This is a genomic window from Oceanobacillus salinisoli, from assembly GCF_009733865.1.
In the GTDB taxonomy this organism is placed as follows: domain Bacteria; phylum Bacillota; class Bacilli; order Bacillales; family Amphibacillaceae; genus Oceanobacillus; species Oceanobacillus salinisoli.
Window position 1 is genome coordinate 30859 of record NZ_WOFB01000022.1, and the last position, 18495, is coordinate 49353.

General features: G+C 38.0%; 13 protein-coding genes and 1 riboswitch. Of the genes, 2 read left to right on the forward strand and 11 right to left on the reverse strand.

Going from position 1 to position 18495, the window contains the following annotated elements; all coding sequences use genetic code 11:
- Nucleotides 1-235: 235 nt before the first annotated feature.
- The 5 genes from GMJ66_RS15675 to GMJ66_RS15695 form a co-directional block, all read right to left on the reverse strand.
- Nucleotides 236-640 (reverse strand): DUF3892 domain-containing protein, encoded by a 405-nt coding sequence (locus GMJ66_RS15675; protein WP_156291261.1) that lies wholly within the window; start codon nt 638-640, stop codon nt 236-238.
- A complete protein-coding gene (locus tag GMJ66_RS15680; protein WP_156291262.1) occupies nt 633-2417 on the reverse strand; it encodes a dynamin family protein in 1785 nt (594 codons plus the stop codon). Before GMJ66_RS15680 ends, GMJ66_RS15675 begins: the two co-directional genes overlap by 8 nt.
- 6 nt (nt 2418-2423) lie before the next feature.
- On the reverse strand, nt 2424-4355 hold the full coding sequence (locus tag GMJ66_RS15685) for a dynamin family protein (RefSeq protein ID WP_156291263.1): 1932 nt from the start codon (nt 4353-4355) through the stop codon (nt 2424-2426).
- 10 nt (nt 4356-4365) lie between these two features.
- The gene (locus GMJ66_RS15690; protein WP_156291264.1) at nt 4366-7599 is read right to left on the reverse strand and encodes a dynamin family protein; all 3234 of its coding nucleotides are present in this window, start codon (nt 7597-7599) and stop codon (nt 4366-4368) included.
- Nucleotides 7600-8095: 496 nt separating this feature from the next.
- The gene (locus GMJ66_RS15695) at nt 8096-8773 is read right to left on the reverse strand and encodes a YIP1 family protein (RefSeq protein WP_197046728.1); all 678 of its coding nucleotides are present in this window, start codon (nt 8771-8773) and stop codon (nt 8096-8098) included.
- Nucleotides 8774-8977: 204 nt separating this feature from the next.
- On the opposite strand from GMJ66_RS15695, the gene GMJ66_RS15700 reads away from it, so the two are divergent.
- Together GMJ66_RS15700 and GMJ66_RS15705 are read left to right on the forward strand one after the other, a co-directional pair.
- A complete protein-coding gene (locus GMJ66_RS15700) occupies nt 8978-10384 on the forward strand; it encodes an alanine/glycine:cation symporter family protein (RefSeq protein ID WP_156291266.1) in 1407 nt (468 codons plus the stop codon).
- A 153-nt stretch (nt 10385-10537) separates the two neighbouring features.
- A riboswitch (cyclic di-GMP riboswitch) is annotated at nt 10538-10619 on the forward strand.
- A gap of 78 nt (nt 10620-10697) precedes the next feature.
- Nucleotides 10698-12041: a DUF5667 domain-containing protein gene (locus tag GMJ66_RS15705; protein WP_156291267.1), complete on the forward strand. Its 1344-nt coding sequence runs from the start codon at nt 10698-10700 to the stop codon at nt 12039-12041.
- A gap of 296 nt (nt 12042-12337) precedes the next feature.
- Here the strand turns inward: GMJ66_RS15705 and GMJ66_RS15710 are convergent, their stop codons facing one another.
- From GMJ66_RS15710 to GMJ66_RS15730, 6 genes are all read right to left on the reverse strand, one after another.
- The gene (locus GMJ66_RS15710; RefSeq protein ID WP_156291268.1) at nt 12338-13558 is read right to left on the reverse strand and encodes a DUF819 family protein; all 1221 of its coding nucleotides are present in this window, start codon (nt 13556-13558) and stop codon (nt 12338-12340) included.
- Nucleotides 13559-13631: 73 nt separating this feature from the next.
- A complete protein-coding gene (locus GMJ66_RS20785; protein ID WP_231514950.1) occupies nt 13632-14297 on the reverse strand; it encodes a helix-turn-helix domain-containing protein in 666 nt (221 codons plus the stop codon).
- Between the two features lie 11 nt (nt 14298-14308).
- Entirely contained in the window at nt 14309-14686 is a 378-nt protein-coding gene (locus GMJ66_RS20790; protein WP_231514951.1) for a hypothetical protein, read from the reverse strand.
- A 70-nt stretch (nt 14687-14756) separates the two neighbouring features.
- A complete protein-coding gene (locus GMJ66_RS15720) occupies nt 14757-15437 on the reverse strand; it encodes a M15 family metallopeptidase (protein ID WP_231514952.1) in 681 nt (226 codons plus the stop codon).
- Between the two features lie 294 nt (nt 15438-15731).
- Complete coding sequence (locus GMJ66_RS15725; protein ID WP_197046729.1) at nt 15732-16190, reverse strand: PaaI family thioesterase; 459 nt, start codon at nt 16188-16190, stop codon at nt 15732-15734.
- A 101-nt stretch (nt 16191-16291) separates the two neighbouring features.
- Nucleotides 16292-18337: a catalase gene (locus tag GMJ66_RS15730; RefSeq protein WP_156291270.1), complete on the reverse strand. Its 2046-nt coding sequence runs from the start codon at nt 18335-18337 to the stop codon at nt 16292-16294.
- Nucleotides 18338-18495: the final 158 nt, after the last annotated feature.

Consider the following 18495-nt stretch of genomic DNA (forward strand, 5'->3'; position numbering starts at 1 on the left):
TATTTGGCAATTTGTGTAATACTCCTCTTATAGTTAAATGAATAACGGTACAGTCGCACGACTTATACTTCGTTTCATAAAAATGAGAGAAATTCAATAGCAAATTGCTCTCATTTTTCTTCGGTGAATTATATAGATAAATTTTAATGTACAAGTGGCTGTTATATGTCCTCAGATATATGATGAATCCAACCAATTTTTCTAGCTCTCTAAAACTTTTTAACCTGTATCAATACTAGTATTTCTCTCCTAAATTATTAAACGGATTCCCATCCGGATTGGTCCGTGCATAACCGCCACCTTGTTCTTTTGTAAGGTTAGTAAGCGGATTTCCATCCCCATCACGATAGTAGCCCTCCACATAGGTTCCGTCTTTCCTCATATACCCTTCCACATAATGTGGTTCCACAAAATGCGTGTTAAAGAGATTCATTTCTAAAGGTTCAAATTGATATTTGTGAGCATGCTTTAATGGATCCTGATAGTCCAGTATATCCTGATTAAAGCTGTTCCCAGTAATCACTGGTGTATACTCCGCTGTAGATGCTTCTGTAAGTGCATTATTTTCAAAGGTCCCACTACTGAAATCTTGATCAAATGCAGTAGATAAATCTGTTGTTGTATTAATCCAATCACTCATTAACCAGTTCCTCCTCTAAAATGATTTCTTTTATATAGCTTTCACAGGATGCTAGTTTCTTTTGATATTCCTTAATTTGGTTTGTTTCTGCAGTCTTCTGCTCGATTTGTTTATCCACTATTGTTTGAAACGATTGCAATTGACGGTAAAATTCATTTATAGAAGTTTCCCTTATTTGCCTAATTTCCTGATGCAGGAAGTGATCCAAGTGTTTTTGGAAATCATTTAATAGAATATCAATCTGATCACTTACCCCTTTCATTATTTCCGGTTTAACATTCTCCAGCTGCTTCTCAGCAATTTTTTGTGAGAGAAAGGGCATTCCCGCCATCCCGACAATTGGTAGGAAAAATCCTCCTCCAAGCAATAATGCAATGGAACTTGCTCCCCCCATCAGAAATCCTGCTTTCACATTGGCATTTCCCGTCTTATAGTTCAAATCCAGAATTTCATTCGAAAACTTTATCTCTCCTGCATGCTGAAAATGAACGTGAACATTCGTTTTAAAAGAGTTGGATAAACCTTTTGAAATTTCCATTTTCAACCGGCGGAGCAAGTCATAAATATAGTCACTATACTGGTTCACCCACTGATTAAATTGTGAGCGGATCACAACTGGCAGGTCGGAACTTACTAACGTTTTTACGTCTGCTCCTTGATAGACATGGATTCTGTTCCGAACATCTTCCTGTAGTCCGTTACCAAAATATGTTACAGACTTCTCTATTATATAGCGAATCTCTTCTTCCCGCTCTTGAATGTAATGAGTTAGGTGATTCTCCATACTCGACTGATTATTTTTCCATTCACGGATATAAGCTAATTTCGCCTCCAATTCCTCTGCATTTTCCATTGATAGCGTGTTGACAGTTTGAATTTCACCAATAATTTTTTCCGTAATCTGAGAAAGTCTATCATTAAAATGATTAATTTTCGTTTGCCCTTTTAACCCACTATTTATTTGTTCTTGTAAGGCTTTCTCTATGTCTACCATCCCTGAATACTCCAGCAACTCCTCATCCTGCTTCAATTTCCCATCCAGTGCTTCCTTTGCAGACAACCCTATAATCGAAATGTCCCTTCGATTGGTGATTTTCTGAAGTCTTCTTTCCATGTGTTCCATGACATCGTCTACCTCGTCATCATCGACTCGGTCCAGAAAATTAGCGGCGAAAATCGTTTTGTCCAGTCCATTCATTAAATAATCTTCAATAAAACGCTGTTCCGTTTTTTTCAAAGCATTCGTCATCGAGGTCAAAAAGATAACAACATCCGCTCTTGGAATAAACTGATAAGTAATCTGTGCCCGATGCTCATTTAAATCATTAACTCCGGGAGTATCGACTAAAACCACTCGATTTTTTAATAGATTCGACTTTAGGAATAGCTTCAAATATTTTACGTCATTAATATTGTATCCACCCTCCACCGTAAATGGCTGCAAACTCTCCTTAGATAATTCCATTTCTTCCGTGTTGCCATCAGCCTTTACGAGCTGTACTTTTTCCTCTTCACCATATAGTACAGCATTAATCGCTGCCGTAGTTGGAGTTACATCCCTAGGCATAACATCTGTTCCTAACAATGCATTGACAAACGTGGACTTGCCATGTTTGAATTCTCCTATGACCACGACATTGAAATAGTCCTGCTCCACATCCTCTATAAGATCTATTAGCTGTCTTCTCTGCTCACTTTCAGGAAGAACTTCTTGCAAGTGTTGCTCGAGATCCATAGCTTTTTTATAGATGGCATCCTTTGCTTCTGTGTAATTCATTCTTCATCACCCAACCTTCGCATCTGCATTCGTTGCCAAACTCTGATTAATCGTTGTAATTTCCGTTCTTATTTGCTCCAGTCTCCATTCATATCGATGGATAATCTCCAATTCTTTCTGTACATCCATCTCTTCCATTTCCGCATGCTTCATCAGCGTTTGCAGCTGTTTTTCCATTTGCCTTACATGCGAATCAATGGTTTCCTTGTATTGGGAAAGCACCGCTTCCTTTATCGCTTTGTATTCTTTATCAAAGGAATTGAGCCGCTGTCTTTTCGAATCATCAAACTGTTTGATTAAATTACTCTTAAACTTCGACTTTTCATCCTCACCAGTTAGCCATGCCCAGCCAGACTTAAATAAGGCAGTAATTCCTCCAATGACAATCGTTGCGACAGCACCTGCACCTATGGCCAGCTTTCCGAGAAAACTATTGCTTCTCTCCCATGCCATATCCAAATCATCTAGTATATCATCAAAGATAGATAAGCCGTCATCTGTTTCGTAATGAATCGTTGACGGTGAATGGGAATCTGGTTTTAGCATACTATCAAACTCATCCTCCATTTTAAACCATTCCTCATTTACCTGCTTACTCACCATTTCCATACTCATTTTAACTGCATTGCTTATTTTTTCCTTTTTATCGATATGCAGCTGTTTTTCAAGAGGAGCAATCGTATCTTCTACTAGTCTGCTAATCTGTTCCACTGAAAGATGGCGGTTTTCGTTAAATGTATCTAACCCTGCAGCCGAAATCCCATTTAATTCCTGCTGATACCATTTTTTCAGCTGTTCATGCTGTTTTAATAGCTCCAAGGACAATTTGTTCTGGGCCTCCATTCCCAACTTGTTCATTTGGTCAAGTTTCGGACGGAAGGCTTCAATTTTTTCCTGTAAATCATCCATTTCATTTTCAAGGGACTGCTTTTGCATAGTTAGTTGCTTTGTCACCGTCTGTTCCATCAATTTCATTGTTCTGGTAATTGGTTTTTGCAGTTTGATTCTCCCTCGGTCATTTGCCAAAAAGTCGGCTAATTGCGTTTCCAGTTCATGAAAACCTGTATCCTGGATATCCCATACTTTAATCGGTCTTCCCCTTCTACCGACAAGCTCTTCCCCTGCTTCCTTTCTCCGGGCATTTAAAGCCTGCTTTGCAGTGACAAGAAAAATTTTTGGGTCTGCTAAAATATCTTTTAAGTGGGCATACGCATAATTCAATACCTTCTGTTCGTCTTCCGGACCACCCAAATCATCTTTAAAATTAATGACGATAAATACTTTTTGAATATCACTAGCCAATAACCGATCCCGCAGAAAGCTAATCTCTGATTCCGATAGAATCTTTACGGCAGATAAAATTAATATTGCAGAATCGGACCTAGGAATGATGGAATTCGTTATCTGTTCACGAATAGGATCCAAATCATTTGTACCAGGCGTATCAATGATGGTAACACCATTTGAACAAAACGACAGTGGTCTGCCAATTTCCGCATATTTAATGGAGCTTAATAGTTCTACATGCTTTTCATATTCCTTCTCGGACTGCGTATCCCCTTCTATAGGATCCTTTGGGGCTACGAGTTTAGTAAATACTTGCTCCGTTACTTCTTTTACTTGATTTCCCTTATGAAAGTGCAGTTTAATGGTCGGCTCCTCACTGTATTCAATAATATTTAATAAGGCGGTGGTTGGTTTCACCGAAGAAGGTAGCACTTTTTCTCCGAGTAAAGCATTGATAAATGTAGATTTTCCACGTGAAAATTCCCCGACTACAGCTACTTGAAAGGTGTTCGTAAGCAATTCCTTTTTTATATGTTCCACCTGTTTTTTCTCAACTTCATTATCCATTTCTTCTAATAGAAGGGATAATGAATCGAGTTTGTCTATTAAAGCATTTCGTTTTACTTGGTAACCTTCTAATGAAAAGCTCATGATTGTCCCCCTAATAACTGATTTCCCATGTAAATTCAGTTTCTTCTAAAATATCTGTTTGTGATGTCTCAATTTGCATATCCCCATCATCCGCTACAAAGATAAGCAGTGTATGACGGGCTAACTGGTTATATCCTGTTCCATCTTCCAGAAAATAGTCGTCTTCTGCCAGGAAGGCTACGGTATAATAATTGTTTTCATAGGGTTCAATCGTTTCTACTTCTAAATAGCGATTCTCCATTTCTGTGTTTTCTTCATTGGCATATGCTATATAATCAGACATCGATGTATACTCTTCCCCATCCGGGTTATAGTACGGTTCCAAATAGCTGAATCCATAACCATTAAATGCATATTTAAGATCCTCGTAATAGGAGTTAATAAATGCATTTATTTCAGATTCAACTACTGTTTCATCGATTGACGCTTCGATTGTTTGTTTTTCCGTATGAATGGTGTCAATCTGGCTGATGGACATATTTTCCGGATATTGTAGATTCACTGTGTAACCCTTTGTTCTTTCATAATAGGTTTGCTGATCGTTTTCATCGTAAAAGGTAAAGGTTTCGTTTGTAGTCAACACATATTGATTCGGAGCAATTTGCTGTATATCGATCAATTCCACGGTTTCGAAGTCAAAATAGAAATCATTACCTGATATATCCTGTATATATTGCTCAATTTCCCGATAGGCTGCACTATCCCTTTGGAAATACGATGCTACAATGGAAAAATCATGATAGTTTAATGCGTCCATATATGATGAACGGTAGTTTTCAATAAAATAACGAAAGCTGCTTTCGGATACAGGAATTTCTATTTCCGTTTCCTCAGCTATCTCGTAACTAAAGCTAGTAATGAGCAATGATTCTTCTGTATACGGATCTTCCTGATTCTGGCGTTTGATTTGGAAACGTAAATGGTATTCCTTTTCCGAGTAATGATCGCTATAATCGACCACGGCTTCTACATTGGCGCTCCCGTCAGGCAGATGTTCGATATAGGTAACCGCTCCATCCCCACGTTCGGCATCCATGGTCTCGTATAGATAAGTTTCAAATTCATCCCATGCCTCCACTGTCATCCAGTCTGGATAATGGAATGTTTCTGGAGTGTATAAAGTATTCACTTCCATTTGCAAGTCTCTTAGAAACTCGTATATCAATTGCTGATCTATAGGTTCTGGTTCCTTTTCTATGTCCTGCTCTTTGTTCATATCCTCTACTATCTCTTCGTTAATGGTCTCTTCCACTTCATATGCTTGGTAAGACTCCATTTGTTCAGATTCCTTGTAAGCTTCTTTTTCCCTGTCAAAATAGAAAATTAGTAAGCCTGCTATGATGGCGGTAAATGTGGAATAACCTAATCGCTTCTTCCTTACAAACTCAATCTTTCGTATTTCTCTCTCCGGATTGTAGTTTAATTTTGATAGATAAATAGGATCTCTGTCCATCTGATTGGCAGGAATCAGATCTGGTAATGGGATCTTAAAATCACGTTCATCTATTTTTTCAAAGTGACTCATTTGCTGGAATTGCAAAATCGCGAAATCAAATGGGAAATCCATATACAAAGAATCTATATTGGATAAAATATGTATAACCTTTTTAAAGCTCGACAATTCTTTAATAGATGAATGTTCCGATGTCAATGACTTGGATACATCCTCCTGAAACTGTTTTAGACTCGCGAAGAATACTGCCATTTCTTCTACTGAATCTGTTGTAATTTCCGCATATTTTTCCTCTATATACTGCAGTCTTCCATTCCAGCGGCCAATTAAATGGGGGTTATTTTTAAAAATACTGTCCATATCCCTATCTATACATTCCTGAATTTTTCCCTCCAAACGCGTTATTTGCTTGGTGATTTTATTCTCTAATGGTTTTATTTCTTTACCCGCTCTTATAACAGCTGCAGCTTTTTCATTGAAGTCAACCAGTTGAGCGGAAAATGTCTGCAGCTTCCTCTTTTTAAAATATTTCCGCCCTTTTAATTCATCCCAATCTCTTTGGAGCTGGGACATTTGCTGTTTTAAATTGCTGGCCTTTTCCAATGTCCGTTCTTTTTGATTATACTCAGCCATCATGGACCGCATATCTGACCAATGCTGATTTAAAGCATAATCATGGGCAATTCCGTTACGATGGATAAAAGATACGATATCCCCTATCACAGTTTCTGAATCATACAGATTAAGAACTGTATTTGGAAAAACATCCTTCCAATACAACTCCTTTTGATTTTTTATGCCGATCGCCTGATTAACCTCATTGTACAGTTCCTCTGTTAAAGGAAAGTCCTTCCTGGAAAATTGGTTGATAAGGGGAAGTCTTCGGTGTAATTGCAGTGAAGATTTTTCATCAAGCAATATTTTGTCGTACTGCTCCAGCGGTTCTATCAACCTCTGATATACCCGCTCCACCTTTCGATTCGACAGCTGTGATAAAGAGTCAAACAGTTTGTCTACCTCATGCCAATTACTGTATTCTAAAAGTTCCGAATCACCAACCACCTTCCCTTCCAGTGCCTCTTTTGCTGATAAAGCCATAATTTTCTGGACTAGTGAACCAAGTCTCCGTTTATTAAAATCGATAATCTCTTCTAAATCGTCTTCTTCTTCATCCATTAAATCAATACCGTTGATGACGCCAATGGTCTCTATTTGATACGAAATTAATTTTTGTAAATGGGTAAATTCTGTAGAAGTTCCTATATTTCTGTAATTAAACAGCCAAATGACGACATCAGCACGTTCCAGAAATTTTTCAGTTGCCTCGGTATGATGTTGAAAATCTGAATTTAAACCCGGAGAATCGACAATCGTAAATTGCCTTAAAAAATGATTTGGCAGCTGTAATTCTATGTAATTGACCTTTTCACGAATCTGTTGAAACTCACCAGTTCTTTCGGCTGTTAGTTGCTCCAGCCACTTTTCATCATATTGCTCGGTTTCCCCATTTTTATAGTGAGCCAATATCCGCTTCTCTTTTGAATATACAAGTTTAGTAACGACAGCAGTAGCAGGTGTGACATCACTTGTGAGAATTTTTTCTCCTAAGAGCGCATTAATAAACGTCGATTTTCCTGCTTTAAATTCTCCAGCAATCAATACTGTCAGCTCATCGTCAATATCTTTTCGAATCGTCGATAGCCTTTCTATGATAGCCTGGTACTTATCCTGGCCATTCATAATATCCATCCAGGAATCAATCCCTTGCTTAATCTGCCCCCTCCAATTCATAAACTTTCACCTTCCCGTATTCATATGATGTAAAACATATTTTAGTTCTTTCTATTTATTTCCGCTTCTAATTATTTAGTAATATAGTCATGTTTTTTATTATATATGTTTTTTACTAGTTTTGTACTAGTTTTGTACATTAAATATGGAATCCCGCTTAACCGCTCACCACAAGCATTTAGGCAAATAACTTCGTTTGAGTGCCTGTCACTTCTCGGATTTTGTCGAATGCTCCTTTGTTTCAAATAAATAGAACCCGAACGGCCAAGCACCGTCCGGGTTCTATTTATTTAAGTAAATTCTTTACTAACAAGGAGGTTTTATCAAAAGCTATAAACTTTGTCGATTCCATTCTGTTTTCTTTAAATTCAAGAATTTCTATTTATAAAAAGATTGATTGAGGGAACTGTAAAATATTGGGAAAATCTTCAGCCTTCCACTAGATAATGTCTCCCTAAACAAGCTCTTTAAGTTGAATTCTTTTCCTCTTTGCTTACTAGACAACAAACATTCCAGCTATATAGGCACCTATCATGGCAAAAGCCACGCCAATGACATAAAAAGCAATAGAAATGGTCCATGCAACGCCTTTCGATAAACCTCCCACCTTATGTAATCCAATTGCAGCAAGAATAACACCCCAAATAGTAAACACTTCGATGCTGCTATACAAAGCACTCATTACCTCATCTGCGGGAATGATCCATCCAAGGCTCGTGAAAAGTGTTTCCGGATTTCCTCCAAGCAGTGCATAGCCAATACCATTTACAATTACACTAAACGCCGCAATAATCATCATGTAAACATTCATCGAAAATAGTTGTTGAAATGTTGCTTCTGTACGGGCAATTTTGATAATGATCCAGTAAATAACCGTGCTCAACAACGCACCAAAAATTGGAGCAATTACACCGACTATCACCCCTGTAACCATAGCAACAATCCTGATTAATGCCATCTCTTCCTCTGGAATTTGTTCAAGCCCCAAATCTGTAGTAAAAATCGTCAATAGCGTTCCAATAATAAATAATAACGAAATAATTGCTAATGGTACCCAAATTAATGGACGTTCTTTGATTCGTTCGAATTGTTCGGTTGGACTCCAAATCATTCCAAATAATGATGGCTTTTCCGGTTTCATTTCTTCCATATTTACTTTCTCTACTTCTGACATTCCCCAAAACATCCCTTCTATAAATTTTCTCTTAATATACGGCTCAACGTATAAATAAGTTTCATTTTTTAATGACTTTTTGGTGCCTCCCTTTTGGTGCCTGTCACTTCCCGAAATTTGTCGAATAGGTTTAGATTGTTCAAAACTGAATGACTCTAGCTAGTTGGAGCATACTAATAAGGTGTGCATGAAAGGAGTGATAAGATGGAGTTTTTTGAGAATATAATTTCTCTTCTAAATGATGTGTTATGGTCGTATGTTCTAATTATCGTCTTAATTGGATTAGGCTTATATTTCACCATTCGTTCTGGGTTCGTACAGTTTTATTTAAAAGATATGTTCCAGGTTATTACGGACAAACGCGCGTATTTAGGTACCGGGACAAAGAAGGGAACGAGTTCCTTTCAGGCGTTTGCTATTAGTGCCGCTTCAAGGGTTGGAACAGGAAATATGGCCGGAGTGGCATCTGCTGTAGCACTCGGAGGTCCTGGGGCATTGTTTTGGATGTGGCTGATTGCTTTACTAGGTGCGGCATCCGGATTTGTAGAGAGTACACTTGCCCAAGTATACAAAGTAAAGGATAAGAACATGTATCGTGGCGGGCCAGCCTATTATATTGAAAAAGGATTAAACAATCGCTCACTCGGAATTGTTTTTGCCATTATTATCACATTTACGTATGGTCTTGTATTTAATTCAGTACAATCCAATACCATTAGTCTGGCTTTTACTGGAGAGTATGGCATCCATCCATCTATCAGTGCGCTTATTATAGTGGTATTAACCGCTTTAGTTATTTTCGGTGGAGTAAGAAGTATTGCAAGTGTTTCACAAGTAATTGTACCTGTTATGGCATTACTATACATTGTTCTTGCACTAATCGTATTAATCATGAATTTTACTGCATTACCCGAGATCATCTCCCTGATTTTTGCCAATGCATTTGGAATTCAGCAAGTTGCTGGTGGGGGATTTGGTGCGGCAATTATGATGGGGGTAAAACGCGGATTATTCTCCAATGAAGCTGGTATGGGTGCTGCCCCCAATGCAGCAGCAACAGCGGACGTATCCCACCCTGTTAAACAAGGTCTTATTCAGGCATTGGGTGTATTTTTTGATACATTGCTGATCTGCAGTGCAACTGGATTGGTCATTCTTACAGCCGGTGGATTTGTTGGAAGTGATGCAGATGGGATACAAATTACACAAACTGCATTTTCTCAGCTGATAGGGGATTGGGCAGGACAATTCATTGCCCTCGCAATCTTCCTGTTCGCATTCAGTTCCATTTTAGGTAACTATTATTATGGTGAGAGCAACATAAACTATATTAAGGAAAGCAAAGCATATCTATTCGCTTATCGACTAGTGGTACTATTGATGGTTATATTTGGGGCGCTTTCCTCATTTGACCTTGTCTGGGCCTTGGCTGATTTAACTATGGGCATCATGGCACTAATCAACTTATATGCCATTACAAGACTTTTCAAGATAGCCAAGCTTGCACTACAGGACTATCGCAAACAACAAAAGGAAGGAAAGGATCCTGTTTTTTATCGGAATGCAGTAGAGAATGAAGATGGGATTGAGTGCTGGGGACGTGAGAAGTGACAAATCATGGGGACAATTCTCTTCCTTCCTTTTTTTATAAATTTGGAAGCAACAGGAGAAGCGTCCCCACCCTTTATTAAAACATCCTATTGCTTCCTTTTATGGTATGAAGTATAATCATTTTTATAAATGATGAACGAATAATTGTTCTTCATTTGAAAAAGGCAAATCTATCGAAAGGTAGAGACGCAAAGCTACAGGCCTAAGGAGAAACTATGGTGGCTGAGCTGCTGAAGAATGGAGAATGAAAACTATTTATAGTTGATTTCGATATTCTTCCAATTTTATTAATTATTTTTGGAGGGATTTTTTTATGGTTAATTTTTATAAAAAACTACACACTATTTTAGCAACAGGTGTAGTTGCAACAACCTTTGCTTTTTCATTTGGAACTGTCCAGGTTCTAGCGAATGAAGATGAGCAATCAGATGCTTCCCAAGTCGAGGAAAAAAACGTTCAGGAAGACAAGACGGAAGAGCAAACAACTGATTCTGTTAGTGAAGAGACAAATCAAGAAGAGCAAACTCCTGACCCTGTCACAGAAGAGCCTGTTCAGGAGAATGAATCAGCATATGAAGAAGAAACTACTGATCAAACAGATCCAATAGAAATAAATGAACCTTCACTGCTACCTGGGGACTTTTTCTATTTCCTCAAAACACTTCGAGAAAATGTTCAGTTAGCTTTTACATTCGATTCCGTTAAAGAGGCTGAACTGATGGCAGCATTTACCGAGGAACGTATCAAAGAAGCAGAAGCTTTAATTGCAGTCGGCGAAGAAGATTTAGCGAAAGAAGCTCTTCAAAAAGCACTGGAACAACAAGAACGAGCACTGACATACTATGAGGAAGCAGAATCTGGAGAAACTCGGGAATTAGTGGAGGGTGACAGTGAAGTTACCAATGACGGTGAACTTGTAGAACCAGATTCCTTAGATTCTGTTCGCGCTGTAATCGAAGAAAAAATGGCTTCTAACCTTCTTTCTTTGACTGCTGCTCTTGATAAAGTTGAAAACCCTGAGGCAAAAGAAGCTCTTCAAAAGAATATTGTGAAAGCACAAGAAAGACTAGAAAAGAGAATTAATAAAAAGTTAACCAAACTTGAAGATAAAATACGTAAAGCGGATGAAAAGCGAACTGATCTTGAATCCAAATTAACTTCTGGAAAAATCGACCAGGAAGAGTATGATAAAGAACTTGCTGAGTTAAATGAAGATTTGGACGAAGAAAAGGATGAACTTCTTGAGGAAATGAACGAAAAAGCGGAAAAAACGATGAAAGCCGCTTCCAAAGCAACTAAAAATAAAGACCGTGATGAAGAAGATGATGATGGTGAAGATAACGATAAAAAAGCAGCCGAAAAGCAACGCGAGGCTGTGAAGAAAAAAGAAGAAACAAAGAAGAAAACAGACGAACGCAAACAGGAAAAAGCTAAAAAGCAAGAAGAATCAAATATTAAAGCGGAACAACGGAAACAGGAAGAATTGAAGAAAAAAGAGGAAAAAGAAGAGAAAAAGAAAGACAGAAAATCTAATAAAGAACAAGAAAAGCATGATGATGACGATGATAAAGATGAAGAAGAGGAGGTTGCTGACGAAGACGAGGACGAGGATGAAGATGAGGATGAGGATGAGGATGAAGAGGACAAAGAGGATTAATTCCTCCTTGTCCTTTTTCTGCTAAAGTGAATCTTCAATCAGTGGGGTTTTATCATCCCCCACTGATTGTTAGTACCACAAGGGTATGACCTAAAGGCCTCTGAACGAATCAGGAGTTTACTGGCTGCCCTACCCCCACTTATAATTCTTTAATGTATCTCGAATTCTTAAAGTGGGGGTCTTACAGCCAGTTAATCACGTGATAAATATACAAATATAAAACTTTCTTATTTTATAAGTAAAACTAAGGCATTCGCCTAAAAGCCTGGCAAACGCCAAATTTTTCCATCTTTCAATTAGAAAAAGGTACTAAACCAATATCCTATTGCAGTTCCCGCATAGTTCCCGATAATATAACCAAGTGTACCTACGATTAATATTGGTCCAACAAGTTTTGTCCATCCTTTTGATATGGCCATTGCAGCTGCAGTTGTTGGTCCGCCAATATTTGCATTACTTGATAGAATAACTTCTTCCAATGAAAATTTGAATAATTTCCCTAAAGTAAAGGAAAAGATCATATTAATAAATACCATGATAGTTACAAATATAAGAATCATTGGTGCATGCTGCAAAATTAATGGAAGTGATGCTGGAACACCAATAACGACAAAGAAAATGTAAATTAAGTAAGTTCCAATTTCCTGTGCTCCGTTAATATGTTCAAAATAACGAGGAAATATGGTTACAACAAGCATGGTAATTGTAGTCAATACTAAATAATTATCACCTAAGATTCCGTTCAAAGCATTCAAGAAAAAGTTAACATTTTCACCTGTAGGAATTAGGTTATCAAATGTTTCTGATAGTTTAAAAGATATGGCGACAATAACAAAAGCAGTCCCCATGGCCAGTGCAATATCCTTTAATGAGACATCCTTTCTTCCCCAATAAGAGGTTGCTAGATTTTCATCTTTCCCCGTATGATTTTCTATGTCATCTACATATGGCGTCTTAAAACGGTTCCTAAAAAAGTTTAGAGAAGGAATTAGAATTAAAACAAGAAAATATAAAGCCATCAACAGATTATCGGCAACAACAGTAGCAGATACCGTTTCCCCAGGTACTTCAAATTTTGCAGACATAGCAGCAAAATTTACACCGCCACCCATATAAGAGCCCGTCATCATGGCACCGATTTTATCCAAGCCTGGTATCACATCTTTTAACAAAAAGAACCCTATAATTGCTCCGGCAACAGTTCCAATTGAACTTAACAGGAACATAATGAGTAGCCTTCCACTTTCGTTCCAGATTTTTAAAATATTAGACCTAAATAATAATAATGGAATCGATAGTGGCACAACATACGCCCACACAGTATCATAAACAGGTGACTCCGTTGGGATAATATTTAAGTTTGCCAAAACCATCGCACCAATTAAGGCAATAATTGCTCCCGATATTTTAGATGCCCATTTATATCGTTGTTCCAAATAAATACTAACGGCTGCCCAACCAGCTAAAAATCCCCAAAGAATCCATGTATCATCCGGTTGTATGATGGAATAAATCATTTGTAAGCCCCCTTATAAATTTTAGGTTTCCAACCCGATTGCAATCGTTTACAATATTATGTTTACATCCTAATTAATTAGCTAAGACCAGGGAATAAATTTGTCTAGGTCTTCCTCTATGAACCGGTTGTTCTTCTCCAGTTACTGTAGCCAATTTTACCTTTTCAAGCTTCGTTAAGATTCTCCTGGCACTTCTCGGTGTAATTCCTAATCCATTGGCCAATTCCTTCGTTGTAAAGGTATTTTTCCCAATTGCTTCACAAAAAGAAAGAATCCTATTAATCGTAGAACTGCTCAGATTTGCAAGCTTTGCCATTTCAAGAACTCTTTGATCATCGCTGCGAATGGAGTAACATAACTGTATTTCATTTCCGATTGGTCCATGAACGGTACCATCTAAATCCATAACAAAACAACTTGGATTATTTACAGATGCTTTTTTTAAAGCTTCCCTTGCATGCAATTCAGCCTCATTCGCGGTTTGACCTATACCTATACCAATGCTAGCTTTAATTTGAGTTTTGCTAAAGATTTCTCTCAAAAGCCTCATTTCTTTGGATTGGCTATTTTCGAATTGGAGTGCTCCCCGAGTGGTAATAAATTTAACCTCTTTACGTTCCGGCCATTTTATAATAGATTGTGATTCTTCCCCATAATCAATCAATATATTTTGCAAATCTAGTATCCGCCGCTGTAATTGATATTCTGTAAAATGCTCCTCTTCATACATGCTGCTCAAATTGATAATTCCTATGGCAATTTGTAATTTAATTGACGTAAATTCTTCCCTTCAAGTAACACATGCTGCATACTGCTTCTAACTGAAGATCTTGTCGGTATAATTCTTGATGTTGGTACTCCCTTCTCTTTTAATTTCTCATACACGGAACCAATACAAGTAATTGCTACATTGATTTGATTATTTTTCCACAGTTTATAGTGAAAATTCACCATATTATCAATATCTTCCTGCAGATTCTCTTGTTCATGCTGTTTCACGAGATGAATAACTTCATTTTCACTGTTATAGGTAACATAATGGATGGTTATTTCCGGATATTCCTGTCCAACTTCTAAAACTAAATTTTTTAAATCCTTTGGTCCGACAGCAAGTACTTTGATTGGCAAGATACACTTCATCTCCTCTTTTCGTACTATGTCCGTTAATTGACCGTTATTTTACGAAAAAGCTAAATTATTAAGTTTTCAAATTTCCTTCTAACGATAAAATCCCACCGTAAATGGCCGTCTTTCCATAAGCTTTAGCCCAGTTTTGATTACCGTAATCATAGTGCCACCATTCTTCTTTATAATTTAAAAAGCCGGCATCCTCCATAATACCTTTTAATAATCGCCGATTCCTCTTGATTAATATTTCCTCATCATTCACATGGGTAAGACACTCATACGCATCCGTAACGGCTTTATTCGAAAAATCATCAAAATCCGTCCCCATATTTAAGGGACCATCTCGCTTTGCAATCGTTAAATCAATTGCTCCTCCAGTTAAATGATTAGAGGGTTTAGCTGGATCTTTGGATGGAAAATCAACAAAATTGGCTACTTTGTTTTCAACTCGCTTTCTCGGTACTCCATCAGACAGCATTTTTAATTTAAATCTCTGATAAAGTTCCATTTGAACTTCAAATGGTCGCCAACCGTCAAACACAACAAAGAAATGTTCACTAGGCAAAAGTTTCGTTGCTTGTAAAAGTCGTTCCACTGCACCTTCTCTAAGATAACATTCATTAATTGCACCGGAAATGCCATTTAAATAGTATTGTGGCTCTACTATAATCTTTTGAGATAGATGAGAAAGTGCAATAAGTTTTTCTCCGTTTTCAATTATAGGAACATCTTCTTTTTTAGTGACAGCCACCTTCATGCTCCTTTCTAGCTGCAGTTTAATTTCCAACCTTTAAAGTAGTATTTTTTTTAAACAAACAGAAGAATAAAGTTAACCACGTGAAAACCTATAACGTCTAAAAAGCATTCATGAAAATGTATTGAACCCTCCTCTTTAGAAATTTTGACAATATTCGATTTTATATTACTCCTTCACCAATTAAGTGTCAATGTCCGAATATAGACCTTAATTGAACCCTTTGAATTTGATAGGATATTAATAAAACATGGGAGGGAGTTTTTTTAAAACTCCCTCCCATGTTTCTTCTCACCCCTTCTTTTCAAACCGGTAAAATGTTCCTGTTGTTTTACACAATACATCCCCCTCTTCATTCCTCACATCGCATTCCATAAAGGAGACCTTATATCCTTCTTTTATGTAACGTGAAGTTGCGATAATTTTCCCAGCTGAGACAGCCTTAAAGTAAGATGTTTTCATTTCCAATGTGACATATGGAGCATCCTTCAAATGAAAATTTAAATGGCCCATTGCTGTGTCTGCAATAAATGTATAAATTCCACCATGAACGATGCCACTCGGATTAAGCATGATGTCTGTAATCGGACATGTAATCGTGCATGTTTTTTCTTCATCATTATACGTAAAATCAAATTGAAGAAGGTTAAACATAAAAATACTTTCCGGCTTGAGATCCTTTGCGTCGTAAGCCCTTTCAACAAGGTTCATAAATTCCTGCTTGTCCACCTGTACGCACCTACTTTTCATATTATTTTTCCTACTTATCATAACATAAGGAAGTATGGGTACATCCTCCCGCTTCCAAATGAACAAAAAAAGAAGCAAGAGAATATCTCCCCCGCTCCTAGTTAAACTGCTCGATTCCAAAATCGATGGCTTGCAACGGCCTGAATAAACTCATCCGCAAAAATCTTTAAGTCATCTTTCATTACAACTCCCGGCTTACCAATTAATTGGTTTACCTCCAGCCATTTTCGTCCTTCATGGGTAGCACCAATTGGCTTATAGTGGGAGAATGCTTCATCGATAAAGTATGCTGCATCCTTATTAAACTTCTGACTTTTTCTACTTCCGTTAATCATGTACACCGCATCAAACAAGACAGAATCCGCCGTGAGGAACGTATAATCTACATTATAACTTACCCCGCTCGTTCCTTCGACTACCCCTAGGTTTTCGCCAATAATTTCCAGAACCATTCCTACAGCAACAAAACGGTCGAGTACATATTTCACTTCCGGTCCCGGGAAACCATTAGTAAGAATCACAGCAACTTTCCTGGTTTTCGCTTTAAAAATTGTATTTTCCTGGCTAAGTGCTGGCGATGCCTTTGTAATATTTGACCCTCTCCCTTTAGGGGGCCGTACACCGATATTTTCCGCAACAGCAACAGCTAGTTTAAGACTCACATTAGCAAACATATCGACCACTTGCTGTCTCACAGAAATACTGTCCACTTTTCCTAATTCAAAACTGAATGCATCAATGATATGCTTTTTCTCAGCCGGACTCATGCTGTTCCAAAACAGTGTTGCCTGAGAAAAATGGTCGGTAAAACTTTCACTTCTTGCACGGATTTTTCGGCCTTCTACTTTTTCTTGATAGTTCTTATAACCACCCTTCTCTTCACTAACTGGTGCTGGTGTATTCCCCCACATGGAGTTCCGATGATACGCCACTTTTCCTTGATTGATGGTTTGCCGTCCGTATCCATCACGCTGATTATTGTGGAATGGCACGACAGGTCGATTAATTGGCAACTCATGAAAATTAGGTCCACCAAGTCGAATCAGCTGTGTATCTAAATAAGAAAATAACCGCCCTTGCAACAACGGGTCATTGGTAAAATCAATTCCCGGTACTACATGGCCAGGATGGAATGCCACTTGCTCCGTTTCGGCAAAAAAGTTATCGACATTCTGATTCAGTGTCATCTTTCCAATGATTTTGACAGGAATATCTTCTTCCGGCCAAATTTTCGTTGCATCAAGAATATCAAATCCCAGCTTAAATTCATCTTCCTCAGCCAAGATTTGAACACCCAATTCAAACTCCGGATAAAACCCATTTTCTATTGCATGCGATAGATCATTCCGATGAAAATCCGGGTCCACACCAGCAAGCTTCTGAGCCTCATCCCAAACAAGGGAATGTGTTCCTAATAATGGTTTCCAGTGGAACTTGACAAAGTGGGCCTTCCCTTTGTCGTTGACGAATCGGAAGGTATGTACACCAAACCCTTCCATCATTCGAAAACTCCTCGGAATTGCCCGATCCGACATAATCCACATAATCATATGCGCCGACTCTTGGTTATTTGCGACAAAATCCCAAAAAGTGTCATGGGCGGTAGAAGCCTGTGGGATATCGTTATCTGGTTCCGGTTTAAAGGAATGGACGAGATCCGGAAACTTGATACCGTCCTGAATAAAGAAGACCGGAATATTATTAGCAACTAAATCATAATTTCCCTCTTCTGTATAAAATTTGGTCGCAAATCCTCGTGCATCCCTAACTGTATCAGCTGATCCCTTTGACCCATTTACCGTAGAAAATCGGACAAATACCGGTGTTTTTTTCGATGGTTCCTGCAAAAATTTAGCTTTTGTATATTTGCTCATACTTTCATATAATTGAAATTCACCATGTGCCGCAAACCCACGTGCATGAACCATCCGCTCTGGAATACGCTCATGATCAAAGTGCGTTAGCTTCTCACGGAAATGAAAGTCCTCCATAATCGTAGGCCCACGCTCACCTACTTTAAGGGAAAATTCATCTTCAGACATCTTCAAGCCTTGATTCGTAGTTAACTTCTTCCCCTTATCATTAACTCGAAAAGACTCCAACTGCTCATCTTTGCTGTTCTGACTCATATCACGCTTATCACTCATGATTAATTTCCCCTCCCCATCATAAATCATATGAACGAAAAGGAGAGAATATTCCCGGAAGCACACGTACTGTACTTCCGCTTCGAAATAGAATAAACAAAAAAACACGAAAGTCATGAAAATAATTTAAAAAGTTTATAAAAGAGGTATATTAAACA